A 25995-nucleotide genomic window follows, 5' to 3' on the forward strand; every position below is an offset into this window, starting at 1 on the left:
GGAATATGACCATGAAACTCGGTATTAAGACCTGCACCCTGGATATGCCCTACGAAGAAATGCTTGACTTCTGTGTGCGTGAACGCATTTCCTGCCTGGAAATCGGCACAGGCAACTGGTCGAGCGCCCCGCACATCGATCTCGACACGGTCGTTTCGAACAAATCTGCACGCACAAAATGGTACGACGCGATGCGCTCGCGCGGCCTGTCTCTGTGCGCACTCAACTGCTCGGGCAATCCCCTTGCATATAAGAAGGATATGGAAGTCACCCAGAAAACCTTCCAGCTCGCCGAGCAGCTCGGTATCCATAAGATTGTTATGATGAGCGGTCTGCCTGCCGGCTGTCCGGGTGACCGCACCCCGGTTTGGGTCACCACCTCCTGGCCGCCCGAGACGCAGGACATTCTGCACTATCAGTGGGAGGAAGTCGCTATTCCCATGTGGCGCGACATCGTGCGCATGGCTGCCGACTGCGGTATTGAAAAGATCGCACTGGAGAACCATGGCATGCAGCTGGTGTACAATCCGGAAACCTGCCTGCGTCTGCGCGAAGCAGTGGGCAGCGACCTGATCGGTATGAACCTCGACCCCTCACACTTGTTCTGGATGGGCGGCGATCCCATGGAAGCCGCACGTGTACTCGGCGAAGCCGGTGCACTCTACCACGTCCACGGCAAGGACTCTCGCATGGAACGCCGTCTGATCGGCCCGAACGGTGTACTCGACACCAAGGGCATCGATGATTTTGCAAAGCGTTCGTGGAATTATGTCGCTGTCGGCGCCGGTCACGGCGTACAGTGGTGGCAGGAATTTTTCTCGGTCGTTCGCATGTGCGGTTATGACGATGTGGTCGCGCTCGAGATGGAAGATCTGACCATGTCCATGCTCGACGGCCACATTGCTTCGCTCCGTGCCCTGCGTGAGGCACTTGTGCTTTAAACAAAATTGCACATTGCACACTCTAAGCTGCCTTTTCTGCCGTTCTACACCCCATCCTTTGCCTAAAAATACGCCCGGAATTTTGGTTAAGCTTCCGATTTTACACGAAAAACATTGACCCGAGCGCACAAGTTGCGTATCATTAAGTAAGAGAGTCAACCAACTGTATCAGTTGGAAAAAAACGCTGGAAAGGACGTTGAAATCTCATGTTAAATATTGGTGTTATTGGCTGCGGCGCAATCGGCCGCGATCACATCCGCCGTCTGCACGACCTGGTACCGGGTGCAGAAGTTGTCGCTTGCGCGGATTATTTCCAGGAGGCTGCTGACAAGGTTGCAGCACAGTATGGCATTCGTGCATACGCATCTGGCGAAGAGCTGATTGCCGCTCCCGAAGTACAGGCAATCCTGATCACTTCTTCTGACGACTCCCACGCTGGCTATGTCCTCGAGGGTCTGAAGCATGGCAAGTACATCTTCTGCGAGAAGCCCCTGGCTCTGAACGCAGCTGACTGCGAGAAGATCATTGAGGCTGAGCTCAAGCATGGCAAGCGCCTGGTACAGGTAGGCTTCATGCGCCGCTACGACCGTGGCTACGCTGAGATGAAGCGCATCATCGAGTCTGGCGAGCTGGGTGCTCCCCTGATGATCCATGCATGCCATCGTAACGTTTCCCAGGGCCCGGGCTTCAAGACCGAGATGGGTATCACCAACGTTGCAATCCATGAGCTGGACATCTGCCGCTGGCTGCTGGGCGACGAGTACAAGAGCGCACAGGTTCTGAAGGTTCGTCAGAGCTCGCTGAGCAACAAGGGTTACGACAACCCGCAGATCGTTCTGCTCGAAACCCAGAACGGCTGCCGCATCGACGTTGAGGTACAGGTTGCTGACGGCTACGGCTACGACATCCAGTGCCAGGTTGTCTGCGAGAAGGGTACCATCAACCTGCCCGATCCGTACGCAGTTGTTAAGCGTGCAAACGCAACCCGCAGCTTCCCGATCCTGACCGACTGGAAGGATCGCTTCATCGAAGCTTACGACATCGAGATGACCGAGTGGGTTAAGTCCGTTGAGAACGGCAAGCTGACCGGCCCGTCCTCTTGGGATGGCTATGTTGCTTGTGTTGCAGGCGATGCCCTCAACAACTCCCGCGGCAAGGGCGTATTCCTCCCGGTTGAGACCATCGAGAAGCCCGAGCTGTACCGCTAATCGTACACATTATTTATGCAGATCGATAACAACCCGCTGGCCATCCAGCAGAATGAGCTCGATCAGCAGGGCAAAAAGCAGGAAGCGTATGAAATGAAGATGGAATTTCTCCGTCAGGTACGCGAATCCGGCGATCACTGCCCATGCAAGGAAGCCTGTCCCCATCACGGCAACTGCTTTGAATGCGTGACCATTCACCGTGGTCATCGCGATCACTTGCCGATGTGCATGTGGGATATGGTCAACGAGCGTTTGGCCGCGCTGTCCCACATGACCGAGGGCACGCTGCGCCAGTATGAGGACGAGCATGAATAAGCATTAAAAAACCGCCCATTCGGGCGGTTTTTTCTTGTCTTTATAGCTTACTTAATGCCGATGTCTGCGACATGGGTCAGGCCGCAGTTTGCCTTGGCCAGACTGTGCGCCGGCTTTTCTGCATGCAGCGCGATGGTGTGATCGGCCATCGCAGCACCGACAGCCAGTTCACCGGTGTCCGCGTTGACACCGCTGGGCAGGTCGATGGCAAAGACCATGCCGAACGAACGGCACAGCATGGTGGTCGCCGCACGTGCCACGTCGGACAGTTCTCCGTGGAAACCAGTGCCATACACCGCATCGATGGCAGCGTCTGCGTCGAAAATCCAGTTGATCTGATCCATTTGCAACTCCTCGATCGGCCAAATCGGGGTCTTTTCGTCCAGCTTTGCAAAGTTCGCCCGCGCCTGCTCGCTCTTGGGCTCACCCTCAACCAGAATGACTGCTGCACGCACACCGCGCTCGCGCAGATAACGCGCTGCAACCAGTCCGTCGCCGCCGTTGTTGCCCTTACCGACAAAAATCGCTGCCGTGCGCAGCACCGGCTGCTTCTCCTGCACAAAGTCTGCCACCGCACGGCCTGCATTCTCCATCATCTGTTCATAGCTCAGGCCACCCTCGGCTGCCTTGCGCTCAATTTCCTTCATCTCGGCTGCTGTTACCGTCATAGCTCCAATGCTCCTTATCACATCGTTTCTGTTTGGTTTAGTATACCGCACCCGCGAAAAAAGCGCAAGCGTGCTCATCTATGCTTGACAGTCATTCGGAATACCCTATAATAAATATATACTCATGCTGCGTACCAAAAGGGGTGATAACGTGAAACGTCGTATCATAACCATCGTACTGGCCGTTCTGGTTCTGATTGTCATATTTGTCCCATGCTCATTTACCCTGTTTACCAGCGAACAGACACTGACGCAGCCCAGCGGCTGCACACTACGCGAACACAACCAGGGTGCGTCCCTCATTCCGATCGAGCTTTCTACCGAGGAAGCCGCAGACGTAGGACAGACGCTTCGCGATACGACCCTGCATTTCCGTGGTCTGACCAGACACATCACGTCCGAACCGCCCGCAACCTTATACGAACTGTCTCTCTGGCACGAAGATGACCAAACTTTTACCGTCTTGGTCGATCGCAAACATCTTTATCTTCCCTTGCGTGCGGGATTCTTCGTCTGTTTTTCTCCCGCATCCGGTACGGATACGTTATTTTCAGCTCTTTCCCGTCTGCATGCCGCCGCATAACTTTTTGACCGTCTGCCTGTCGGACGGTCTTTTTATGTCCTGCAACGGGCACAATCACGATTTTTGCACAGTTTTTCCGACTGAATTTTTCCATGTAAATTTACCGGACAGCCGTTGTAAAACCCGGAAAAAGTCTTTATAATTTATAATGTATGTAAATTTATCGGATCGAGTAACCGTTATATAGAAGGAAGGGCCTAGATTATGAACAAAATTGGATTCGACAACGACAAATATCTGTCCATGCAGTCCGAACACATCAAAAAGCGCATCGCACAGTTCGGCGGCAAGCTCTATCTGGAGTTCGGCGGCAAGCTGTTCGACGACTACCACGCTTCCCGCGTTCTGCCCGGCTTCGCACCCGACAGCAAGGTGCGCATGCTCGCGCAGATGGCCGATCAGGCCGAAATCGTCATCGCCATCTCGGCTGGCGACATCGAGAAGAACAAAGTCCGCTCGGATCTGGGCATTACCTATGATGTCGATGTACTGCGTCTGATCGACGCATTCCGCGGCATCGGTCTGTATGTCGGTTCGGTCGTCATCACCCAGTACTCAGGTCAGGCTGCTGCCGACGCATTCAAGCGTCGTCTGATCGCACTGGGCGTCAAGGTCTACACCCACTACCCCATCGCAGGCTATCCGAGCAACGTACAGCTCATCGTCTCCGACGAGGGCTACGGCAAGAACGAGTACATCGAAACTTCCCGCCCGCTCGTTGTCATCACCGCTCCCGGCCCTGGCTCGGGCAAGATGGCAACCTGCCTGTCCCAGCTCTACCACGAGTACAAGCGCGGTATCTCGGCTGGCTACGCGAAGTTCGAGACCTTCCCCATCTGGAACCTGCCCCTCAAGCATCCGGTCAACCTCGCTTACGAGGCTGCAACCGCTGACCTCAACGACGTCAACATGATCGACCCCTTCCACCTCGAAACCTACGGCGTGACCACGGTCAACTACAACCGTGACGTTGAGATCTTCCCGGTCGTCAACGCAATCTTTGAGAAGATCGCAGGCGAAAGCCCCTACCACTCTCCCACCGACATGGGCGTCAACATGGCCGGCAAGTGCATCATCGACGACGATGCCTGCCGCGAGGCATCCTGCCAGGAGATCATTCGCCGCTACTATCAGGCGCTGTGCGACAAGCGCGACGGCCGCAGCGACGACACTGCCATTCACAAGCTCGAACTGCTCATGCAGCAGGCAAAGGTCTCCATCGAAGACCGTCCGGTCGTTGCCGCAGCGCTCCAGCGCTCGGAGGAGACCGACGGCAATCCGGCTGCTGCCATCGAGCTGCCTGACGGCACGATCGTGACCGGCAAGACCTCGTCCCTGCTCGGCGCGTCCTCGGCTGCGCTCATCAACGCACTTAAGCACCTGGCACACATTCCGGACAACCTGCCCCTGCTGCCCGCGCTCATCATCGAGCCCATCCAACAGCTCAAGACCCAGGGTCTCGGCAACCACAACCCGCGCCTGCACACCGACGAAGTGCTGATCGCGCTGTCCATCTCGGCAACCACCAACCCGGTTGCAAAGCTGGCACTCGATCACCTGTCCGGTCTGCGCGGCTGTGAGGTACACTCCTCGGTCATTCTGGCTCAGGTAGACGACAACGTCTTCAAGAAGCTGGGCATGAACCTGACCTGTGAGCCCGTCCATCAGACCAAGAAGCTCTATCACAAGTAATTTCACAAAAAGTAAGCGCTCAGAGCACCGAATCCGGTGTCCTGAGCGCTTTTTGTTTGATATGGGGCGGTTATTCTAGAAATTTGCCTTTATAAAAATTTTCCTTTCCAGTCTTTTGTGCGGTCAGACGAAAGATCACGCAGCCGTCCGGACATACAATGGTTTTACTGTACGTGCCATCGCCGCCGACATTCTGCAAATCGCCGCCGCTGCGCACCGCTTCCATCAAGGGAAACAGCATCAGCATGGTCTTAGAGCAGATTCCCTGTCCGTCTGCATTGACCGGACAGCCATACGTACAGGTATACCGATCACCAATTTCCTCGCCGTTGCGGCAATAGTGCTCGGTCTGTGTGCCACGCAGAAAGCCTGTGACTTCCACCGTGAACACATATTCCTCATCGTACCATTTTTTCATAAACCTTGCTCCGCCCCTTTCTTTTACGCCTTTTCGTTCTGCGCCGCAATCTTTTCCGCCAGCTCGTTCAGATAGACCCAGCGCTCCATTTTATATTCCTGCTGACGCTCCAGTTCTTCCTTCTGCGCGAGCAATTCTTGCAATTTGACGTAATCGTTGGCTGCGCCCGCGATTTGCTGCTCACAAGTCTCGATCTTTGCGGCCAGCTGCTCGAGTTCCTCGTCGATGTGGTCGAACTCTCGCTGCTCGTTGAATGAGAATTTGAGCTTTTGCGGTTTGTTTACCGGTTTCTGTGCCTTCTCGGTCTTTTCGGTCTTGACCCGCTCGGCTTTTTCCGCCGGGACGCGCTTGTCCAGATAATCGGAGAAGTTGCCGGTATACTGGCGCACTTCGCCGCCGCGGCAGACCTCGAAAATCGAATGCGCGATCTTATCCAGAAAATAGCGGTCATGGGATACCGCGAGCACGATGCCCGGGAAGGATTCCAGGTAGTCTTCCAGAATGGTCAGCGTTTCTACGTCCAAGTCATTGGTCGGCTCGTCGAGCAGCAGGACGTTGGGCGCTTCCATCAGCACTGACAGCAGATACAGACGGCGCTTTTCACCGCCCGACAGTTTACCGATGAACTGATGCTGCAAGTCGCCCGAAAACAGGAACTTTTCCAGCATCTGCGAAGCTGTAAACGTGCCTTCTGGGGTCTCGATGCGGTTGGAGATGTCGCGAATCCAGTCGATGACCCTTGCATTCGGGTCAAGTTCGCGTCCCTCCTGCGAGAAGACACCCAGACGGACGGTCTGACCGGTCTCCACCGTACCGCTGTCCGGCTGGACACGTCCGGCGATGAGGTTTAACAGAGTCGTCTTGCCCGCACCGTTGACACCGACCACGCCGATGCGGTCATCGCGGGACAGGATATAGGAAAAGTCCGAGATCACCGTCTGGCCGCCATAGGCCTTGGTGACATGAGCAAGCTCGATGGTCTTGCGTCCCAGCCGCCCGGAAAGTGCGGACATCTGCACCCGCTCACGCTCAACCGGCGCGTCCTGATCGCGCAGCGCCTCATAGCGCTCGATGCGGTCACGGCTCTTGGTGCCGCGTGCGCGTGCGCCGCGCATAATCCACTGGTATTCCCGGCGCAAGATGGCCTGCCGCTTGCGCTCGCCTGCCTGCTCCATCTCCAGCCGCTCGGCTTTCAGTTCCAGATAACGTGCATAGTTGGCCTCATAGCTGTACAGCACGCCGTCTTCCAGCTCGACAATACGGTTGACCACGCGGTCGAGGAAGTAACGGTCATGGGTAATCAGAATCAGACCGCCGTGGAAGCGGATAAGGTAATCTTCCAGCCATGCCGCCATCTCCATATCCAGATGGTTGGTCGGCTCGTCCAAGATCAATAGATCGGACGGGTGAATGAGTGCGGATGCCAGTGCCACGCGTTTGCGCTGACCACCGGACAGCGTGCCGATCTTCTGATCGTGGTCATTCAGTCCCAGACGGGTCAGCATGGTGCGCGCTTCATACTCTGCGACCGTGCGGTATTCGCTCGGCAGATCGCGAAACACCTGCTCTAACACGGTTGCGTTCGCGTCCATGTCCGGGTTCTGCGGCATGTACGACACCTGTACATTGGGAAATACCTGCACCGTACCGCTGTCCGGCTCCTCTGCACGCGCCAAAACGCGCAGCAGCGTGGATTTTCCTGTACCGTTGATGCCAATGATGCCCACCTTGTCCCCGGTATCCAGATAAAGGGAAGCGTCCCGGATGAGGCGCTTCATCCCGTAATTTTTTTCAATATGCTCGGCTGCTAAAAGCATAGTACAACTCCTTTCCGTGCACGCTCATTATACCACAGCCCGGTTAAAATTTGAATGCAAAACCCTCATTCCCGCCTCTGTCCCGGAATTTACCCAAAAGTTCATCTGTTTTTTTGCGATGAACCAGAATTTTTTGCCGAAATGCACAAAACCCACTAGCATATAGATGGGATATTTGCTATAATAAATGTACCATGACAATCATATATGCAAAAAGGATTGGTGAAAATATATGAAATTAAATCTGGAGAGTTTGGAGAACAAACTGGCCTGGGAAAGCTACCGCATGCCGCAGTACGACATTCCCGCAATGGCAGCGCGCACCAAAGCCGCTCCGACCTGGCTGCATTTTGGCGCTGGCAGCATGTTCCGCGCATTTCCGGCCGTTCTGGCACAGCGTATGCTGACCGCTGGTCTGACCGATACCGGCATCATCTGCTGTGAGGCGTATGACGAGGAACTCATCGACGCTTGCTATCGCGCACACGACAACCTGTCGCTTGCTGTAACCCTGTACGCAGACGGCCGCCTGAAGAAGGAAGTCGTCGGCTCGATTGCTGAGGCGCTAACCCTCGGCACCGACTACGACCGTGTCGCTGAAATCTTTGCCGCTCCTTCCTTACAGATGGTTTCTTTCACCATCACCGAGAAGGCTTATCCGCTGCGTGACAACGATAAGAACCTCTATCCCGACGTCGCACACGACATGGAGAACGGCCCCAAGGGCACCCAGAGCCTGATCGGCCGCGTCATCTCGCTGTGCCTGCATCGTATGCACACCTGCGGCAAGCCCATCGCGCTGGTATCGATGGACAACTGCCAGAACAACAGCATGCGTCTGCGCTGGTCGATGATGGAAATTGCCTATGCTTGGAAGGCAGCAGGTCTCATTGACGACGCAGAGCTGTCCTACCTGTCCGAGCAGATTGCATTCCCGATCACCATGATCGACAAGATCACGCCCCATCCCGATCCCAAGATCGCCGAGCACCTGGCTGCTGACGGTCTGGAAGGCATGACTCCCTGTGCCACCGCTAAGGGCACTACGTACGCGCCCTTTGTCAATACCGAACAGCCGCAGTACCTGCTGATCGAGGACAACTTCCCGGTCGGTCATCCGCCGCTTGAGCAGCTCGGCGTCATCTTCACCCGCAGCGACATCGTGCTCAAGACCGCAATGATGAAGGCCTGCACCTGCCTCAACCCCAACGATACCACCCTCGCAGTTTACGGCTGTCTGCTGGGCTACACCAAGATCAGCGACGAGATGCAGGACAAGGACCTTGTTAACCTCATCACCCGCATGAGCGAGATCGAGGCAATGCCCATGGTTTCCGACCCCGGCGTTCTCGACCCGCACGAGTACCTGCACGAGGCACTGGCTGTGCGCTATCCCAACCCCTTCATGCCCGACACCCCGCAGCGTATCGCAACCGATACCTCGCAAAAGCTGGCAACCCGCTTCGGTGTCACGCTGCAAGGCTACTACGATTCCCCCCTGCCCAAGTATCGTGTCTGCAAGCTCAAGTACCTGCCGCTGGCACTGGCTGGCTGGCTGCGCTACCTGATCGGTGTGGATGACAAGGGTGAAGCATTTGAACTGAGCCCCGATCCCAACCTGAAAATGCTGCAGAAGCATCTGGAAGGCATCAAGCTGGGTACCGAGAAGGTCACCGAGGCACAGCTCTACCCGATTCTGTCCTCCAAGCCCATTTTCGGCGTCAACCTGTACGAGGTTGGTGTGGCTGAAAAGGTCACCGAGTATTTCCGCGAACTGATTGCAGGCCCGGGCGCTGTCCGTCAGACCCTGCACAAATACTGCGGCGACAACTAAATCTTATTGGCAATGCAAAAAGACCGCTCGGATGCGAGCGGTCTTTTTTGCTGTCGTTTTTAGTTCAGGGCGTTCTCATACGCCTGTGCAGTGCGTGCGTCAAAGCATACTAGAAGGACGCGCTCGGGCACCGCGTGCGTTTGCAGGAAGGCTCGGATTTCGCGCACCGCGATTGCAGCGGCACGATCGAGCGGAAAGTGATAGACACCGGTGCTGATAGCCGGGAAGGCTACCGTGCGGCAGTCGTGTTCTGCTGCGAGGGTAAGGCAGTTGCGATAGCAGTCCGCAAGCAGGTCATCCTCCCCGCTCTGCCCGCCGTGCCAGATCGGTCCCGGTGTGTGGATGACGTACCGTGCAGGCAGTCGGTATCCGCCGGTGATCTTGGCTTGTCCGGTTTTGCAGCCGCCCAGCGTGCGGCACTCTGCCAAAAGTTCCGGGCCTGCCGCACGATGGATGGCACCGTCCACACCACCGCCGCCCAAAAGGCTTGTGTTAGCCGCGTTGACGATCGCGTCAGCCTGGATCTTGGTGATATCGCCCTGAACGATCTCGATTCTTGTCTGCATCATACCGACCTCCCATTGTACTTTATGTTCAGTATACGCCGCGCACGTGCTGCTTGTCAAAGGCACATCGGTATGGTAGGATAGAGAAAACATTGCAAAGAAGGTGTAATATGCACGATATCATCCAGCACACCGAACGGCGTTTCCGGTTGCTTTGTGCGATCGGTATTCTGGCTATCGCTGTTTACGCAGGGATTTACGCAATCGGACTCGGCGTACGCACACCTGTACTGGCGATTTTATTATTTGCTGTATTCATCTGGCTGCTGCTGTTCGGAAACGGGATACTGCATATCCTGCACAAGCTGATTGGTGGTACGACCGTGATACGCAAAGCGCTCTTTATTTTACTGTCTGCGGTCGTGTGCCTGTCCATCCTCGCAGCGTCGGCTGTCTTGTTGTTCATCCCATTTTTTCTGCCCGAGCAAAAGATCGTCGAGCAGGATGGGACATCGTACGTGATGCAGGCCGAACTTGAGGGATGGGAAACCGTGGGATTTTCCTATCACAAACGTGTTTTTCTGCTGTTTTACGAACGCCAGCCGTCCTGGTCGGACACCGATTACACGCGCTGGCAGGAAAGTTAATCATTGGAAAGGAAGCGATTTTGTGCAAAAGATGACATATACCTGCTGCAAGTGCGGCTGCAAAAAGTTCACACACCACACGTTTTACGGTGCAAAAGGGACGATGGCTGCACTTTTTGACATTCCAAACGGGGAGTTTATCACCATCAGCTGTGCAAACTGCGGTTACACCGAATTTTATCTGAAAAAGACCGAGAGCGGCAAAAATATTCTGGATTTTTTGTCTGAAAACTGATTTTTCCTCTTTGACATTTTCCCACAGGCTCTGTATAATATGAGTTGATATGCGGATATCGTTCCGCTCCCGTCGCGCCGCTGATTTTGGCACGTCGGCCCTATTTTTTCTTTGATCTATGAAAGGAGTCACCAAAACCCATGTCCATAGTACTGTCCTACCGTGCCCTGCGCGATGAGCCCCTGTCCGCAGACGAGGCCGCGGCCATCGATATTGTGATCGCACGGTACCAGTCCGATTTCGAGTACCGCGAAGCGGCTGACGCATTCACGGTGAACCCCAGCGACCCCAACGCTTCCGAAGTCATCTTCTCCGGCACGGTCTGCCTGCCCGCAGAGGATGCCGAGTCACGCGACTACTGGATGTGCTGTCTGACCGATATCCGCCGCATTCTGGAGGATGCAGATTGGACCGTCTCGCAGGGCGACACTGCGCTCGACTGGGATGAGGACGACGGCTGGATGCTCCCTGAAACATAAAAACAAGACCGCCTTTGCTCTAAAAGGCGGTCTTTCTGTTAGAATTCGGTTTGTGAAACGCTGCGATTGACCAGGAAGATGCCGACGCAGACCAGAACGAGTGCGATTCCGGCTGCAGGGCCGAACACACCCTGCTCACCGAGCAGCAAGGCGGACAGGAACACGCCGCAGACCGGGTTCATAAAGCCATAGATCGATACCCGGCTGACCGGGTTGTGCTGGAGCAGCACCGCCCACAACGAGTATGCCACCGCAGACAGCATGCCGAGATAGCCGAGCAGCAGAAAAGCTGCGGGTGAGGTCGGATAGATGCGTCCACCGCCGATGAGACCGACGGCAATCAGCACCAGACCGCCCCACACGAACTGATAGCCGCTCAGCGTGACTGGAGATTCCCGTTTTGCGTACTGCTTGACCATGACCGACGAGATCGCGTAGGCCAGCGAGGAGATCAGGACGAAGCCCTCACCGTTCCACTGCATGGAAAAGTCCAGTGCTCCGCCGCGTGTATTGATGAGCACGACACCGGCAAAGCCCGCAACACAGCCGAGCAGCTTGGCGGCGGTCATGCGCTCCTGACGCAGGACGATGGCCGAAATCAGGATAGAGAAAAAGACGTTCGCCGAGACAATGATCGACGACTTGACGCCTGATGCGTGCGCGACACCGATATAAAAAAAGATGTACTGCGTGACCGTCTGCACGAGACCGAGTTTTAAGATCATCGGCCAAGATGTCGGCTTGGGAATCAGCCAGCGGCGTGCACCGATGCTGCCGATGCACAGTGCGAGCAGTCCGGCCAGCGTAAAGCGCAGTCCGGCGAACAGCAGCAGGCTGGGCGTGTGGTCTCCCGCGATGCCAAAGAGGCGATAGCCGATCTTAACGCACGGGAACGCGCTTCCCCACAGCATACAGCACAGCATGGCAAGCAGTCCGACCACGACCGGCTGCGTCAGAAATGCCGTCTGTTTGGATTTTGATTGCATGAATGTTTGTCTCCCTTATTTGTGATTCTTAACCCCAGATCTCCAGCGCTTGCTGGTAACAGGCCAGGCGATCGGGCCAGTTTTTTGGTGCGGGTGCGGTCTCGTCCCCGACTGTGATGGATGTTCCGTCCGCGCTGACCGTGTACTCTGCACCCTGGACGATTTTACCCAGTGCATCGTCTGAGATCGTCCAGCCGTTGATCGCGTACTGCGTCGCCAGAAAGACTTCGACTGTATTGCCACGCTTCTTGGCGTATGTATTAGGGTTGGGGTCGGGTGCCGTCTTGCCCACGCTCCACTCCCAGCAGGCCGATTCCCACGGATAATGTTCAGCGATGTAAGATGCGGTATCCGCATCGTCAAAATCGTCCCCCATCGCCTGCAAGAAGGCCAGCTGCTCGCTGCGGTGGGTGAGCTGCAAATAGCCTGCGCCGCGATCGTTTGTACTGTATCCATGGGCAGCGTAATAGTCCTCACCGCCCTCTTCCAGCGTCAGACGCCCCTTACCGCTCTCGCTCGCCGCCGTCGCAAAGAACATCGTGAGGCTTGGGCGGGATGTGATCTTGTACTTGCGCAGCAGATGATTGAGCTGCCAGACCTCCCCGAACGAGGTATCCCCCTGCCATCCAAAGTCGCGCAGCTGACCGCCTGTGATGGGGTACCACGCCATGCGCGCAAACCACAGCAAGACCAGTGCTGCCGCCGCACCGGCCAGTATCATGCGTCTGCGCTGCATGATTTGCTTCTTTTGGGCTTTAGATACCCGCTTTTTCGCAGTCGTTCCGGTCTTTGATCGGGTTGTTTTTCCGGTTTTGGAAGCGCTGGGCATCTGCATCCCCTCCCTTCGCATAGTTCCAGTATACGAAGTTTGTCCTATATTTGTCAACCATTCAAAGGAGGCCATCCCTATGCATTCCGCAAAGCGTATCGCCGTCATCGGCGCGGGCGGCAAGACCACCACCCTATCCAAACTGGCCGGTCTGCACCGTACAGAACGGGTTCTGCTGACCACAACCACCCATATTTTCCCCTTTTCCCCGCTGGTGTGTGATCGGTTATGCATCGCGCCGACCGCTGAGGAAATCACGCAGGCGCTTGCGCAGCCGGGTGTCGTCTGCGCCGGCGTTCCATCAAAAAACAGCAAACTGACGGGGTTGTCAGAAGAGATTTTGCAAGCTGCAAGTCAAAGTGCGGACTGGATTTTCTACGAGGCCGACGGTGCCAAGTGTCTGCCGCTCAAGCTGCATTCGAACACCGAGCCGGTAATTCTGCCGGGAACGGCACACTGTTTTGTCGTAGCAGGTTTGTCGGCGTGGGGCAAGCCGACCTGCGAGGTCATACACCGGTATCAGTTACGGGAAGATTGGGCGCAGAATCCGGGACGTTTGGTAGATGGTGCAATCATTGCAGACTGTGTACGCGATGCGGTGAAAGCATGTGGGCTGCCGCGTGCGCATTTGACCGTGCTGCTCAATCAGGTAGACACAGCAACGGAAAAGATGGATGAGATTGCGGCTATGGCGCGGGAATTGGAAGCCGAAGGGGTAACATGCAAAACATGCAGTTTGCAGGAGGATGGAGATTTGGCAAAAATCCTGTCGCTGGAAAGTATCCTATAAAAACAAAAAAGACCAACCGAATCGTTGGTCTTTCCAGAAATTGCGCACTCTGCGGAGTGGCTTTTTGTTTCTTTTCAGGTTGAAACCCGGGTCGTACACCGGGTTTCAAAAGGGGATTTCGCTGTCTGCGGACAGCGACTCAGGGCTCTGCCCTGAGAACCCGCAAGCCTTTCGAGAAAGGCTTGAGCGAAAGCTTCAATCAGGGGTGCGGTGGTTTAACGATACCTTTGATAGGTTTCCGGGTCATCGAGATCGACGAGGGTTCTTTCTTCCGTCCAATCCACGAAAACTGTTTGCTCGGCGTACTGTCGATACACCCGTTTTCCGCCCTGATCACCGGTCAGCGTCATCAGTTCTGGCAAAAAGCGTTTGGGAAAGGCGCACGGACTGGACGGTCGGCCATCAATTCTTGGAACGGTAATTTTGTCCGTATCCAGACATGTTTTGCACAGGGTGTGGACAAGCTCCGCGGTCAAAAACGGCTGGTCGGCGTTCAAAAAGATCGCTGCGTTCATCCGTTCATCCACAGCCTGTGCACCGGCTGCGACCGAATGCCCCATACCGAGCGCGGCATCGGGTGACGGGACAACCTCGAAGCCGTGTTCTTGGGCGTAGTCTTTGATTTCCGAAGTATTGGTGACCAAAACGCACTGATCGAAGGGCAAATCTGCAATGAGATTGACCGGATAAGTGAAAACCGGCCGATCATTCAGCGGGAGCAGGAGTTTATCCTGTCCCATTCGCCGGGACAATCCGGCAGCCAGCACGACTGCGGCGATCATCCGATCACCTCGAACAGTACGTCAATCATACCGCCGCAGATCATACCCGACTTTCCAGCTTCGCCGTTTGACATATTGAAAGTCAGCAGGCATGGCTTGCGCTCCTGTTTGAGCGTTTCTGCCTTCTGGCAGACCTCATATTCCGCGAGTCCGCCGCCTACCGTGCCCAGTTTATGCCCATTGTCCATGAAAAACATACGCGCACCCATGCCACGCGGTGCCGAACCCTGCTTGCGCACGACGGTTGCCATGATACCGGTCTGACCCTCTGCCAATGCGATCAGCATAGCCTCGGACAGGCCGGCATTGGCGCTGCCGCGCCGGGTCTGGATGAGTTCACCCGCGATGGCGACCGCGATTTCCTCCGGTGTCTCAGCGCCAATCGACAGGCCGATGGGTGCGTGCACCTGAGAAAGCTGTTCCTCGGTCACGCCCTCGCTTCTGAGCAGGTCAAAGACCGCTTTATTTTTGCGCTTGCTGCCAATCATGCCGACATAGGTGCAGGTGTGCCTCAGCACCTCACGCAGACATACCGTATCGGCAGCATGGCCGCGCGTGACGATGACAACCGACAGGTCAGGCAGGCTCTCCCAATCCAGATGGACGAGCAGGTCGGTAAAATCCCGGCAGACCACTTCGTCCGCCTCAGGAAAACGAGACGGCTCGGCAAACTCCGGGCGATCGTCGGCCACCAATACCCGATAGCCCAGCATCTTGCCCAGCTTGACCACGGGCATAGACACATGACCGCCGCCGCACACGAGCAGCGTTTTCTGCTGGCACAGCGTTTCGCACAGCACGCGCGCACCGCTTTTGCGGTCGGTACAGACAAACGGCGGCTTGCACGCGGAAATGTCCTCTGCGGCATCTACAAGCGGCACCCCGTCTACCACATTCCGGCTCTTTCCCATGTCGTCGCCGTCCAGAACGGTCATGCGGCACACCGTATGGTCATCCAAAATGGCCTGTGCCAGCTGCTGATAGCTATTTTCCTGCATAAAACATCCCTCTCAGATGGTTAGATGGTGAAAATCCTGTGCGGTGACGCCAATATCCGACAGCAGTGTGCGCAGCGCGTCCTCTGCTTCGGTCGGGGCACTCCACGCAAGCCCACACCCGGCTGTGATCTCGCGCGGCACTGGAATCAAACGCCCGGGCACATCGTGCGCACGGGCTGCTTGCTCGGTTTTCATGGCCGCCGTCGTTGTGTGGAAGGTCACCACCACACGCGGTGATTTTTTTCTGAGCATGCTTGGCCTCCTTCACGCACCAATCAGCGCACGAATGGCGCCGATGGCGGCATCGATCTCGTCCTCGGTGTTAAAGTACGAGAACGAAAAGCGCACGATTCCCTGTTCTATCGTGCCCAGCGCATGATGCATGAGCGGCGCACAGTGCGCACCCGCTCGGGTGCAGATACCGTAATCCTCGGCCAGCGCGTCGGCCACTGCGCCTGCGTCCTCGCCTGCGAGGTTCATCGCGACGACCGCCGTGCGCAGCGGTACATCCATATCGCCGTAGACAATCACGCCGGGCAAGTCGCGAATGCCCAGATAAAAGCGTCTTGCAAGGGCTTCTTCCCGTTCCCGGATGGCATCCAGACCGGTCTGCGCAATAAAATCCAGACCGGCAGACAGACCTGCAATGCCGGTTGCGTTCATCGTACCGGCTTCCAGCCGCTCGGGATAATCGGCCGGATGATGGCGGTCAAAGCTGTGGATGCCGCTGCCGCCGACCTTGAGCGGACGGATCTCCACGCCCTCGGCCACGCACAGTCCGCCCGTACCCTGTGGGCCGAACAGTCCCTTGTGACCGGTAAAACACAGAACCGAAATGTTCTGCTCTTTCATGTTGATGGGCAGCACACCGGCTGACTGCGACGCGTCCACGACAAACAGTAGACCGTTCTGCTGACAAAATGCACCGATGCGTGCGAGGTCCAATCCGTTGCCCGTGACGTTAGAGGCATGGGTACACACCACAGCGCGAGTATTCTCGCGCAGCGCGGACGCAAAATCGTCGTAGCAGATGCGTCCCTGCTCGTCTGCGGGTAAAATAGTCAATTCCAGTCCCTGATCTTGCAGCAAGAAGAGGGGACGGAGCACCGAATTGTGCTCAAGCGCGGTCGTGATGACGTGGTCACCCGGTGCAAACAGACCAAAGATGGCCGTGCTCAGCGCATCGGTCGCATTATAGGCAAAGCACACCCGTGCGGGGTCATCCAGACCGAACAGCTCGGCCAGCTGGGTGCGGCAGTGGAACACCGACCGTCCGGCCGCAAGCGACAACGGATGACCGCCGCGTCCGGGTGAACCCAGTGTATCAAAGGCTTCATTGACCGCCTGCTTGACCGCGGGCGGCTTTAAAAACGAGGTTGCGGCAGAATCAAAATAGATCAAGGCAGCGAACTCCCTTCTGCATGGACAGGTGCAAGATGGCTTCGAGCACACCGCCCGCAATGTTGCGCGCCTTGTCCGAAATCGTGTCGCAGTTGTCTTTCTGTTCCATGCGCGGGTCGATATCCGCAATTTTGAGTCCCTTAGTGACCGCGTAACCCGGTCGAATCAGGCCGCGCAGCACGCCGTCCAGCGTCGCATAGACCGGCGTCTCGCCGACCATGGCGATGACATCGTCCTTGTGCACCACGCTGCCGATGTCCACGGTCTGACCCTGTGCATCGGTCACCAGCGTGAGCGCACCGTCTGCCGGTGCGTGAATGACGCGCTCCTTGGCGTAGCCGCCGATGAGTCCGGGGACACCGGTATTCGGGATAGCAGCACCCGTGTACAGAATGCGTCCCAGGCTGTGACCGCGCATGGTCTCGATGACCGAGTCCACATCCTCACCCGCCGTAAAGCCAGGGCCGAGCGCGACCGTGATGCAGGCCATGTCCCGCGTCGTGCCCAGATTGCGCTTTGCCAGAATGGCATCGACCACGACGGTCGGATTTAATTTGCGGATGCTCTCGCCGGTCTCGTCCACGATGAGCGGTACTTCCCCGTTCTGCCAGACATGTTCCATCTGGTCAAGCGAATCGATCTTGCGGCAGGTCACGCCTTCAACCGTGGTCACGCCATCATAAACCGCTTCGGACAGGGCGGCCCGGCGACGAATGGCCGACGGCTGCGCGCACTCGGTGAGCAGCACACGAAAGCCGCTGTTCACCAGTCGCACAATGGTGCCGGTCGCGAGGTCACCCGCACCGCGTACAATGACACAATTTGTCACGGACGAATCACCTTCCCTGCGTTTGCCATGGTTTCCGCGATCACGTACATATTAGTCACCGAGCCGACCGCCAGCTTGTCTGCCAGACCGTAATGGTTGAGGCAGGTGCCGCAGGTCAGAATCTCGGTGCCGTTCTGTGCCAGCACCTTGAGGTCTTCCACAGTGTCTGCACCCTCGCACGACAGCTTTGCACCGCCGTTGTAGAGCAGGACGGTTGCAGGAGCCTCATCCAGCTGAGTCAGCGCGTAGACAAAGCCCTTCATCAGTGCAGCGCCCAGCGTATCGTCTCCGGTACCCATGCAGGACGAGGACAGGACAACGACGGTCGGGCCTGCAGGAGCAGGCGTACAACACGGAACCGGGTCAAGGTCGGGCAGCATGCCAGCCAGCGCCTCACCGGCATCGTTCATAACTGCCGACAGCACATCGGTGCTGACCGGCTGAATGAGAATGCGCCAGCCGCCGTCGATCTCGCTCGACTCGGCATTGAGGCCCATCTGACGTGCCATTTTCTCGACGTTCTGACGGGCGATATCGTTATCGACCATGGTGATGACCGGCGTACCCTGTTCCTTGATCGCATTTTTGGTGTCAATAACCGGCTGCGGACAAGCCTTGCCGCGTGCGTCTACAATCGTTGCCATACTGATGAACTCCTTTTTTATTTGATATCGAATCACATGCGGGTTTTACCCTTCTACGATGATTTCCGCGTCCATACGCGGGATAAACTGACCGATTTTGCCGCAGGGCAGGCCGATGGAAGCGATTTCTGCGACGAAATCGTCTGCCTTGTCGGCATCTAGCGCGAACAGCAGACCACCCGAGGTCTGGGGATCGAACAAGATCTCCTCGTCTGCGAAGGACAGGCCGCGCAGCTTGACTATGCCCTCGGCAAAGTTGCGGTTGCGCTGGGCAGCAGCGGTCAGGTAGAAGCCGTCGGCGTATTCTCGCGCCTCGGGAATGACCGGAATGCCTGCCATGTGCAGACGTGCGGTCAGGTCAGGACGGGTCATCTCGTGCAGATGACCGAGCAGGCCGAAGCCGGTCACATCGGTGCAGGCGTGCACCGGGTAACGGTCGGCAATCTCGGACGCGTACTTATTGAGCGTGGTCATGGACTTGACCGCCAGCGCAAGCGCTTCGTCCGAAGCCGCACCCATGCGCGCCGCCGTGCAGGTCAGACCCACACCGAGCGGCTTGGTCAGGACGAGTGCGTCCCCGACGTGTCCGGTATTGTTGGCGCGGATGCGGTCAGGGTGGATGGTACCGGTCACCGACAGACCGTACTTGACCTCACTGTCGGCAATCGAGTGACCGCCTGCGAGCGAGCCGCCCGCCTCGATGACCTTCTCACTGCCACCCTGCAAGATGCGTCCCAAAATATTGAGATCCATCTGCTCGGGGAAACATACGATATTGAGCGCGGTGCGCACGGTACCGCCCATGGCGTACACGTCACTGAGTGCGTTGGCCGCGGCAACCTGACCGAAAATATACGGGTCTTCCACCATCGGCGGGAAAAAGTCCAGCGTCTGCACGATGGCGAGGTCGTCGGTCAGGCGATAGACCGCCGCGTCGTCGCTCGACTCGGTACCGATCAGCAAATTGGGATCGGTCGGCCGCGGCAATTTTTCCAGCACTCTCGCCAGTGCCGCAGGCCCGAGCTTTGCCGTACAGCCGCCGCCTCTGCAAAATTGAATCTGCTCCACAGACTCACACCCCTTCAAAATATTGTGCCGCAAGGTCTAGCAGCGCTTGCTTGCCTGCCTTTTCAAACGCGCGGTAGCGTGTCAGCAGGTCGCGTCCCTCTTGGGTCAGCACCGCACCGCCGCCGCGTGCACCGCCGATCCGGCGCTCGATGAGCGTGCATCCCAGGCAGGCCTCGCTGCCCTTCACAATATTCCACGCCTTGTTATAGCTCATGCCCATCTCTGCCGCGCTGCGGCGCAGCGAGCCGTACTTCTCGATGCCCTCCAAAAGCTGGGCGATGCCCGGGCCGAAGGCCTTCACGCCGTCCGACAGAATACGCAGCGTCGCGTCGGCTGTAATCTGATGTGCCATGTTGGGTCTCCTTTCCGATCAGGTGCGGGCGCACTCGCCGTCGGTATTGAGCAGCAGCCGCAGACCGTGCCCAATCACATCGATAAACGCGTCCATGCTCTCACGCACCGCCTTGGGACTTCCGGGCAGGTTGACAATCAGCGTCCGTCCCCGGATGCCGCTGGTTCCCCGGCTGAGCATAGCACGACTCGTAAACTGCATACTGTATGCGCGGATGGCCTCGGCAATGCCCGGGACTGCCCGGTCGATTACGTCCTGCGTTGCCTCCGGGGTCACGTCACGCGGTGCAAAACCCGTGCCGCCGGTCGTGAGCACCAGATTGCAGCCCTGTTCGTCGCACATGCGGCGCATCGCTTCGGCCAGCTGTGCGCGGTCATCCGGAACAATCTCGGTGCACACCACCTGATAATCGTCCGGCAAGCGCTCGGCGATGGCAGGGCCGCTCAGGTCCTCGCGCTCGCCCATCGAGCCTTTATCGCTCGCCGTGATGATACCAACCTTGTACACCAGATGCATTTCGTCGCCCTCGGCGATCTCGCCGCCGTGCAGCACACGCGCAAACACGCCCTCGCGGGGCATGATGCAGTCGCCCATGCGCTGGAAAATCTCGCAGCCGTGGTGGCACTGTTTGCCGATCTGGGTGATCTCGAGCAGTACCTCACCGCAGCCCAGACGGGTGCCGACCGGCAGACGGGCAAAATCAAAGCCGTCGACCAGCAGGTTTTCACCGAATGCACCGTCCTTGACCGCCGCACCACGTGCGTTGAACGCCTGTACTTTATCGTAAGACAGCAGGCTCACCTGACGGTGCCAGTTGCCTGCATGTGCGTCACCCTCCACGCCGTAATCGACGCGCAGAGTCGCCTTATGAACATTTTCTTTCTGTGTGCCGCGTGCCGGACTGGTACAGACGGCAATGACCTTTCCCATATTATCCTCCAATTCCATTCATCGTGCGGTCGGCGGTATCCTGTTCGCTGAAGTGGTGACCGGTCGGCTTGCCATAAATCGCCCGCTCGATCGCCGCTTGCATGTCCTCTCTGCCGTCCCGCAGGTAAGGCTTGAGATCCAGCCCGTCGGGCTGTGCCAGACACAGACGCAGCATGCCGTCGGCCGTCAGGCGGACACGGTTGCACGAAGCGCAAAAACGGTCGTGCACCGCACCGATGAGGCCAAACACACCGCCGTCCTGCCAGCCGTAGCACACGGCAGGGCCGTTGCCCAGTTTGCCGCCTCGGAACGGGGTGAATCCCGGCATGGCCTTCTGGATGATGTCCAGCACCTCGGCGTTGGACAAGCCCTGACGGCTGGCGCCCAGTCCAACCGGCATGAGCTCGATAAAGCGCACCGGACAGTCGTGTTCCCGGCCAAACCGCACCAGATCGACGATCTCATCATCGTTGAACCCGCGCACAGGCACTACATTTAGTTTGACCCGCATCCCGGCTTTCTGTGCAGCTTGCAGGCCGGAAAGTGCGTCTTCCAGCTTGCCGCAGCGGGTGATTTCGGCGTAGCGGTCGGGGCGCAGCGTGTCCAGACTGAGATTGACCCGACTGATTCCCGCATCGGCAAGTGCCTGCGCCTGACCCGGCAGCAGCAGGCCGTTCGTGGTCAGGGTGACCTCTTCAATGCCCGGAATCTCGCCCAGCATACGGGCGAGCGCGGGCAAATCGTGACGGCACAGCGGTTCGCCGCCGGTCAGCTTGACCTGCCGCAGTCCGAGCTTTGCCAGCGCACGCACGACCTCGGTGATCTCCTCAAAACGTAAAATTTCCTCATGCGGCAAAAACGGTACGCCCGTCTCGGGCATGCAGTACCGGCACCGCAGATTGCAGCGGTCGGTCACCGACACGCGGACATAGGTGATGTTTCGTCCCAAGCGGTCGATCATCGCGCCGCCTCCTCTCTCTTGTTACTTGCCAAAACCGCAGTTCGGGTAGGTGCACACCGGGCAGTTCAGGCATAGGCCGCCCTCGCCCAGCGCTGCCAGATCGTCAGCGGTCACCGGGTCACAGGCTGCCAGTCGGGGCAGAACCAGATCAAAAATGGTGCGTTTTGCGTACATGACGCAGCCGGGCAGGCCGCAGACCGGCACACGGTTTTCTCCATAGTAGGACAGCAGGAACATGGCACCCGGCAGAACGGGCGCACCGTAGCTCACGATGTCCGCACCGGTGTTCTTAATGCCCAGCGGGGTCTTGTCGTCCGGGTCGACGCTCATACCGCCCGTACATACGACCAGTTCGGCGCCCTGTTTAATGAAGTCCAGAATGGCCTGGGTCAGACGTGCCGGGTCATCGCCCACACGGCGCACGCCGACGGTCTCCATGCCGTACTCTGCCAGCTTGTTCTGTACGACCGGCGAGAACTTGTCCTCGATCAGTCCCTTTTCCACCTCATTGCCGGTCACCGCGATGGCAGCACGGCGCAGACGGTAGGGCATCAAGCGGAACAGCGGCTGGTCGCCTGCGGCCTGCTCGGCCTTTTTGAGCTTTTCTTCGGCAATCACCAGCGGAATGACGCGGGTGCCCAAAATTTTGTCGCCCTTTTTGACCGGCGTATTGCCGTGACGCGAGGCAATCATGACCTCTCCAGCGCCATTGACCGCCTTGAGGCGTGCGGTATCCACCTTGAGCAGGCCGTCGCAGTCGGCGGTCAGCTCAATCTTGCCTTCCTTGACTGCGCTGCGCACAAAGTGCTCGGTGCCGCACAGGTCGGCCAGTCGCTCGGCAGCCTCATTTTCGTGCAGCATGCCCGGTGTTTTCTCCCAGACGAACAGGTTTTCCTTGCCCATCGAGAGCAGAACCGGAATGTCCTCCTCGGTTACAATATGTCCCTTGCGGAATCGTGCGTCCTTATATTCTCCCGGAATAATCTGGGTCAGATCGTGGCACAGCACATGGCCGACCGCGTCCTCGGTTCGGATGGTCTTCATCGTGCAATACGCGCTCCTCTCATGCTCGTTTTCTTCATTTTATCATCCGGTCAAATGAAAAGCAACCGTTATTTGCCTCGTGGGATAACGCGCGGTCCATCCAGAGACAAAAAAGAGGAGAGCTGCCCACTCGGGACAACTCTCCTCATAACTTTTAACAGGGTTATTTCTGCTCGCCGTCGGCATTTTCAGCCTGCTGCGCCTGCGCCGCAGCCTGTGCAGCCTTCTGGCGCTCTATCAGCTCGTGCTCGAACTTTTCCAGACGTGCCATCATGTCCTTGGCCTGTGCAAATCCGGCTTCTGCCGCCTTGCTCATCCAAGCCTTGGCCTCGACCAGGTTACGGCCTACGCCGTCACCGTTCCAGTACAGTGCACCGACGTGATACTGTGCCGGGACGTGTCCAGCCTCTGCCGCCTTGAGTGCCCACTCAAACTCCTTTGCGCTGTCCTTGGGTACACCCTTGCCCTCGCGGTACATCTGGGACAGGTGGAAGCCTGCCGGTGCAAAGCCTGCCTCAGCAGCCTGCTCGTACAGGTGTGCTGCCTTCTCGGGGTCAGCCTCGATGCCGACACCGTTCAGATACATAAATGCCAGATTCATCATGGATTCCGGGTTTTTCAGCTCTGCGCCGCGCTCGAACCAGTGACGTGCCTTGTCATTGTCTGCCTCGACATGGTCGCCCTTGGCATAGCACAGACCGAGCACACCAGCTGCCGGGCCGCTGCCCGCATTGGCTGCGACTTCCAGCATACGCAGGCCGGTCTTCTCGTCCTGCTGAATGTCCTTGCCCTCGATCAGGCGCAGACCGGTATACAGCAGGCCTGCCGGGGTTGCACCGCGTACGGTGTCGCGGCGGGTCTCGAGGGTCTTGAGCAGTCCCTCAGCGCGCTTGTCGCCCGCTTCCTTGGACTTCTTCGCCCACTCGCACGCATCTTCCATGAGTACGAGCACCTTTTCCGGCTCACGCACACCAAGGGTGCGCTTCCACTCGAGCAGCGCCATCTCGCGCATTGCGTTTGCGTTGCCGTTCTCGGCCAGCGGACGCAGCAGGCTGTCCGCCTTGTCCAGATCGCACAGACCTTCGTCCTTGGCGTCGCGGTATGCCATGCCAAGATACATTGCGCCGCTGTCGTCGCCCTGATCGTATGCCTTCTGGTACCACTCCATTGCGGTCTTCATGTCCTTTTCGAGCGTCTTACCCTCTTCGTAAGCAACGCCCAGCAGGATCATGGCACGTGCGTTGCCAGCCTCGGCCGCACGGCGATAATATTCGATGGCCTTGGGCATGTTCTTTTCGGTGCACATGCCGGTCTCGTTGGCCATGCCCAAAAACAGCATACCACGCGGGCTGCCCTGCTCTGCTGCCTTGGCATAGTACTCGAGCGCCTTCTTGGGATCGGCTGCAACGTCGCCCTCGCCCTTTTCATAGTACTGGCCGAGCGCTGCGGTTGCCTCTGCGATACCTTCCTCGGCGCACTGTTCGTACAGTTCCATTGCCTTCTGGTGGTCGCCTGCCTTGGCAGCCTCGACTGCCTCGACAAAGCGGTCACCGCCGCCGCCCTGCAGACGGATGATATCGGGCAGCATCTTCTTTGCCTTCTCAAAGCCCTGTGCCGATGCCTTTTCCAGCCAGTTACGCGCACGGCCAAGCATTTCGGACTGCATTTCCGGGTTCAGGTCGCGGGCGCGCTCCAGATACCACAGACCCAGATCATACTGTGCCTGTGCGTAATCCTGCTCAGCCGCACGGGTGTACCAGTGTACGGCTGCGACCGGGTCCTGCTCACAGCCGAAGCCGCGGCGGTAAGCCGATGCCAACAGAAGCTGTGCACGGGCGTTGCCCTGCTCTGCCGACTTGAGATACCAGGAGAATGCTTCCTCGGGACGGGGTTCAAACTCGCCCTCGCCGCCGTTCTCGCACAGAACACCTGCCGAGCACTGCGCGCGGACATGTCCGAGCTCTGCCGCCTTGGTGTACCAGCGCAGCGCCTTGGTGTAATCCTGACGCACGCCCTCACCATTTTCGTAGCACAGGCCCAGATTGAACGCTGCCGGTGCCGAGCCTGCACCTGCCGACTGACGGAACAGGAAGGCTGCGTTCTGGAAGTCGCCCTTCTTATAAGACTCGACGCCCTGGCGCATCCACTCGTCGCGCTCGCTCTCCTGCAGGTTGTCCAGCAGCTGCTGTGCCTTCTCGTGACCCTGTGCCGCAGCAGCCTTGGCCAGCGGGATGGCCTTATCAAAGTTGCGGTCTACCAGATCGCCCTTGCTGTACAGCAGTGCAAGGTTGAACTGTGCCGAAGCGTCGCCCAGATCGGCCGCCTTGCCCAGCCACTCGACTGCCTTCTCGCCGTTGGGCTCAAAGCCCAGGCCCTTGACGTACAGCGTACCGATAAACAGCATGGCGCGCGGATAGCCCAGCTTAGCTGCTGCCATGGCGCAGTCAAAGCTGCGCTGGAGCGAGCGCTCTACGCCCTTACCGGCGAAGAACAGCTGGCCGAACTCAAAGATAGCTGCCGGCATGCCGCCCTTTGCAGCATCGCCCAGCGCCTGCAGTGCGGTGCTGTAATCGCCGCGGTCGCGTGCTGCGATACCTTTTTCATAGAGTGCGTTTGCCTCTTCCTCGGGAATCTTGAGGGTGGACTGGGGCTGCTCTGCCGGCTGCTCTTCCACCTTCTCAAACATCGCACGGACTTCTGCGATCTTGGCCTCAGCCTCGCTGTGACCAAACTCCTTGGCCTGTTCTAACAGATCGAGCGCCTTGTCGTACTGCTGCGCTTCGAGCTGATCGAGTGCGTCCTCATAGAACGCACGCGCTTGTTTTGCACGTTTTTTCTGTTTTCTCTCTTCCGAATTACCAAATGGCCATATCATGCTTTTCGTTCCTCCTCACAGCGGACGCGCACACCCGCTGGTTGTCTAGCTTTCATTGTACCACAAGCCTGCCCGTTCCACAAGAAAACACAGACTCTTTTTTCCGTCCTGCATTTTCTTTCATGGTTTCCTGCATTTTACTCCCATTTTAGCGATTTGTTT

Annotated in this window: 28 protein-coding genes; 10 read left to right on the forward strand and 18 right to left on the reverse strand. The window is 57.7% G+C overall.

Annotation, left to right across the window (positions count from 1 at the left end):
- Window positions 1-11 precede the first annotated feature (11 nt).
- From B5F17_RS11915 to B5F17_RS11925, 3 genes are all read left to right on the forward strand, one after another.
- Window positions 12-941 (forward strand): sugar phosphate isomerase/epimerase family protein, encoded by a 930-nt coding sequence (locus B5F17_RS11915; RefSeq protein WP_087374134.1) that lies wholly within the window; start codon window positions 12-14, stop codon window positions 939-941.
- A gap of 207 nt (window positions 942-1148) precedes the next feature.
- Complete coding sequence (locus B5F17_RS11920) at window positions 1149-2150, forward strand: Gfo/Idh/MocA family protein (RefSeq protein WP_016147701.1); 1002 nt, start codon at window positions 1149-1151, stop codon at window positions 2148-2150.
- Window positions 2151-2165: 15 nt separating this feature from the next.
- On the forward strand, window positions 2166-2465 hold the full coding sequence (locus B5F17_RS11925; protein ID WP_016147702.1) for a hypothetical protein: 300 nt from the start codon (window positions 2166-2168) through the stop codon (window positions 2463-2465).
- Window positions 2466-2512: 47 nt separating this feature from the next.
- Here the strand turns inward: B5F17_RS11925 and B5F17_RS11930 are convergent, their stop codons facing one another.
- On the reverse strand, window positions 2513-3133 hold the full coding sequence (locus B5F17_RS11930; protein ID WP_016147703.1) for an NAD(P)H-hydrate epimerase: 621 nt from the start codon (window positions 3131-3133) through the stop codon (window positions 2513-2515).
- A gap of 151 nt (window positions 3134-3284) precedes the next feature.
- Here B5F17_RS11930 and B5F17_RS11935 point away from each other — a divergent pair, with 151 nt between their 5' ends.
- On the forward strand, window positions 3285-3716 hold the full coding sequence (locus B5F17_RS11935; protein ID WP_087374138.1) for a hypothetical protein: 432 nt from the start codon (window positions 3285-3287) through the stop codon (window positions 3714-3716).
- A gap of 204 nt (window positions 3717-3920) precedes the next feature.
- Window positions 3921-5408 (forward strand): DUF1846 domain-containing protein, encoded by a 1488-nt coding sequence (locus B5F17_RS11940; RefSeq protein WP_087374140.1) that lies wholly within the window; start codon window positions 3921-3923, stop codon window positions 5406-5408.
- A gap of 70 nt (window positions 5409-5478) precedes the next feature.
- On the opposite strand, the gene B5F17_RS11945 is transcribed toward B5F17_RS11940, so the two are convergent.
- Window positions 5479-5826 carry a TIGR04076 family protein gene (locus tag B5F17_RS11945; RefSeq protein WP_087374142.1) on the reverse strand — a complete coding sequence of 116 codons (348 nt, stop codon included), beginning with the start codon at window positions 5824-5826 and terminating at the stop codon, window positions 5479-5481.
- A gap of 23 nt (window positions 5827-5849) precedes the next feature.
- Window positions 5850-7643, reverse strand: coding sequence for an ABC-F family ATP-binding cassette domain-containing protein (locus B5F17_RS11950; RefSeq protein ID WP_087374144.1), 1794 nt, complete (start codon window positions 7641-7643; stop codon window positions 5850-5852).
- Window positions 7644-7875: 232 nt separating this feature from the next.
- On the opposite strand from B5F17_RS11950, the gene B5F17_RS11955 reads away from it, so the two are divergent.
- On the forward strand, window positions 7876-9477 hold the full coding sequence (locus tag B5F17_RS11955) for a mannitol dehydrogenase family protein (protein ID WP_087374146.1): 1602 nt from the start codon (window positions 7876-7878) through the stop codon (window positions 9475-9477).
- A gap of 59 nt (window positions 9478-9536) precedes the next feature.
- On the opposite strand, the gene B5F17_RS11960 is transcribed toward B5F17_RS11955, so the two are convergent.
- Window positions 9537-10043 (reverse strand): O-acetyl-ADP-ribose deacetylase, encoded by a 507-nt coding sequence (locus tag B5F17_RS11960; RefSeq protein ID WP_087374148.1) that lies wholly within the window; start codon window positions 10041-10043, stop codon window positions 9537-9539.
- Window positions 10044-10153: 110 nt separating this feature from the next.
- Between B5F17_RS11960 and B5F17_RS11965 the strand changes: the two genes are divergently transcribed.
- The 3 genes from B5F17_RS11965 to B5F17_RS11975 all read left to right on the forward strand — a co-directional run bounded on the left by B5F17_RS11965 (window position 10154) and on the right by B5F17_RS11975 (window position 11344).
- On the forward strand, window positions 10154-10630 hold the full coding sequence (locus B5F17_RS11965) for a hypothetical protein (RefSeq protein ID WP_087374150.1): 477 nt from the start codon (window positions 10154-10156) through the stop codon (window positions 10628-10630).
- A 31-nt stretch (window positions 10631-10661) separates the two neighbouring features.
- Window positions 10662-10865, forward strand: coding sequence for a zinc ribbon domain-containing protein (locus B5F17_RS11970; RefSeq protein WP_242968762.1), 204 nt, complete (start codon window positions 10662-10664; stop codon window positions 10863-10865).
- A gap of 140 nt (window positions 10866-11005) precedes the next feature.
- Window positions 11006-11344: a hypothetical protein gene (locus B5F17_RS11975; RefSeq protein WP_016147712.1), complete on the forward strand. Its 339-nt coding sequence runs from the start codon at window positions 11006-11008 to the stop codon at window positions 11342-11344.
- Between the two features lie 38 nt (window positions 11345-11382).
- Here the strand turns inward: B5F17_RS11975 and B5F17_RS11980 are convergent, their stop codons facing one another.
- Window positions 11383-12330, reverse strand: coding sequence for a DMT family transporter (locus B5F17_RS11980; RefSeq protein ID WP_087374154.1), 948 nt, complete (start codon window positions 12328-12330; stop codon window positions 11383-11385).
- A gap of 28 nt (window positions 12331-12358) precedes the next feature.
- The gene (locus B5F17_RS11985) at window positions 12359-13066 is read right to left on the reverse strand and encodes a hypothetical protein (protein ID WP_162608174.1); all 708 of its coding nucleotides are present in this window, start codon (window positions 13064-13066) and stop codon (window positions 12359-12361) included.
- Between the two features lie 172 nt (window positions 13067-13238).
- Between B5F17_RS11985 and yqeC the strand changes: the two genes are divergently transcribed.
- On the forward strand, window positions 13239-13949 hold the full coding sequence (gene yqeC / locus B5F17_RS11990) for a selenium cofactor biosynthesis protein YqeC (protein ID WP_162608175.1): 711 nt from the start codon (window positions 13239-13241) through the stop codon (window positions 13947-13949).
- Window positions 13950-14164: 215 nt separating this feature from the next.
- On the opposite strand, the gene B5F17_RS11995 is transcribed toward yqeC, so the two are convergent.
- From B5F17_RS11995 to B5F17_RS12050, 12 genes are all read right to left on the reverse strand, one after another.
- Window positions 14165-14731: a nucleotidyltransferase family protein gene (locus tag B5F17_RS11995; RefSeq protein WP_087374160.1), complete on the reverse strand. Its 567-nt coding sequence runs from the start codon at window positions 14729-14731 to the stop codon at window positions 14165-14167.
- A complete protein-coding gene (locus tag B5F17_RS12000) occupies window positions 14728-15729 on the reverse strand; it encodes an XdhC family protein (RefSeq protein WP_087374162.1) in 1002 nt (333 codons plus the stop codon). Before B5F17_RS12000 ends, B5F17_RS11995 begins: the two co-directional genes overlap by 4 nt.
- A 12-nt stretch (window positions 15730-15741) precedes the next feature.
- Window positions 15742-15981: a putative Se/S carrier protein gene (locus B5F17_RS12005; RefSeq protein ID WP_087374164.1), complete on the reverse strand. Its 240-nt coding sequence runs from the start codon at window positions 15979-15981 to the stop codon at window positions 15742-15744.
- A 12-nt stretch (window positions 15982-15993) separates the two neighbouring features.
- The gene (locus tag B5F17_RS12010; RefSeq protein ID WP_087374166.1) at window positions 15994-17130 is read right to left on the reverse strand and encodes an aminotransferase class V-fold PLP-dependent enzyme; all 1137 of its coding nucleotides are present in this window, start codon (window positions 17128-17130) and stop codon (window positions 15994-15996) included.
- On the reverse strand, window positions 17117-17959 hold the full coding sequence (yqeB, locus tag B5F17_RS12015) for a selenium-dependent molybdenum cofactor biosynthesis protein YqeB (RefSeq protein ID WP_087374167.1): 843 nt from the start codon (window positions 17957-17959) through the stop codon (window positions 17117-17119). Before yqeB ends, B5F17_RS12010 begins: the two co-directional genes overlap by 14 nt.
- Window positions 17956-18603 (reverse strand): sulfurtransferase-like selenium metabolism protein YedF, encoded by a 648-nt coding sequence (gene yedF, locus B5F17_RS12020; protein ID WP_087374169.1) that lies wholly within the window; start codon window positions 18601-18603, stop codon window positions 17956-17958. Before yedF ends, yqeB begins: the two co-directional genes overlap by 4 nt.
- A gap of 45 nt (window positions 18604-18648) precedes the next feature.
- Window positions 18649-19671: a selenide, water dikinase SelD gene (gene selD, locus B5F17_RS12025; protein WP_087374171.1), complete on the reverse strand. Its 1023-nt coding sequence runs from the start codon at window positions 19669-19671 to the stop codon at window positions 18649-18651.
- A gap of 4 nt (window positions 19672-19675) precedes the next feature.
- Window positions 19676-20023 carry a winged helix-turn-helix domain-containing protein gene (locus tag B5F17_RS12030; protein ID WP_087374173.1) on the reverse strand — a complete coding sequence of 116 codons (348 nt, stop codon included), beginning with the start codon at window positions 20021-20023 and terminating at the stop codon, window positions 19676-19678.
- Window positions 20024-20041: 18 nt separating this feature from the next.
- Window positions 20042-20953, reverse strand: coding sequence for an MOSC domain-containing protein (locus B5F17_RS12035; protein ID WP_087374175.1), 912 nt, complete (start codon window positions 20951-20953; stop codon window positions 20042-20044).
- 1 nt (window position 20954) lies between these two features.
- Window positions 20955-21914 (reverse strand): GTP 3',8-cyclase MoaA, encoded by a 960-nt coding sequence (gene moaA / locus B5F17_RS12040; RefSeq protein ID WP_087374177.1) that lies wholly within the window; start codon window positions 21912-21914, stop codon window positions 20955-20957.
- Between the two features lie 21 nt (window positions 21915-21935).
- A complete protein-coding gene (locus tag B5F17_RS12045; protein ID WP_087374179.1) occupies window positions 21936-22958 on the reverse strand; it encodes a molybdopterin-binding protein in 1023 nt (340 codons plus the stop codon).
- Window positions 22959-23121: 163 nt separating this feature from the next.
- A complete protein-coding gene (locus tag B5F17_RS12050) occupies window positions 23122-25833 on the reverse strand; it encodes an SEL1-like repeat protein (protein WP_087374181.1) in 2712 nt (903 codons plus the stop codon).
- Between the last annotated feature and the right edge of the window lie 162 nt (window positions 25834-25995).

Origin of the sequence: Butyricicoccus pullicaecorum (genome assembly GCF_002160355.1) — a bacterium.
GTDB lineage: Bacteria > Bacillota > Clostridia > Oscillospirales > Butyricicoccaceae > Butyricicoccus > Butyricicoccus pullicaecorum.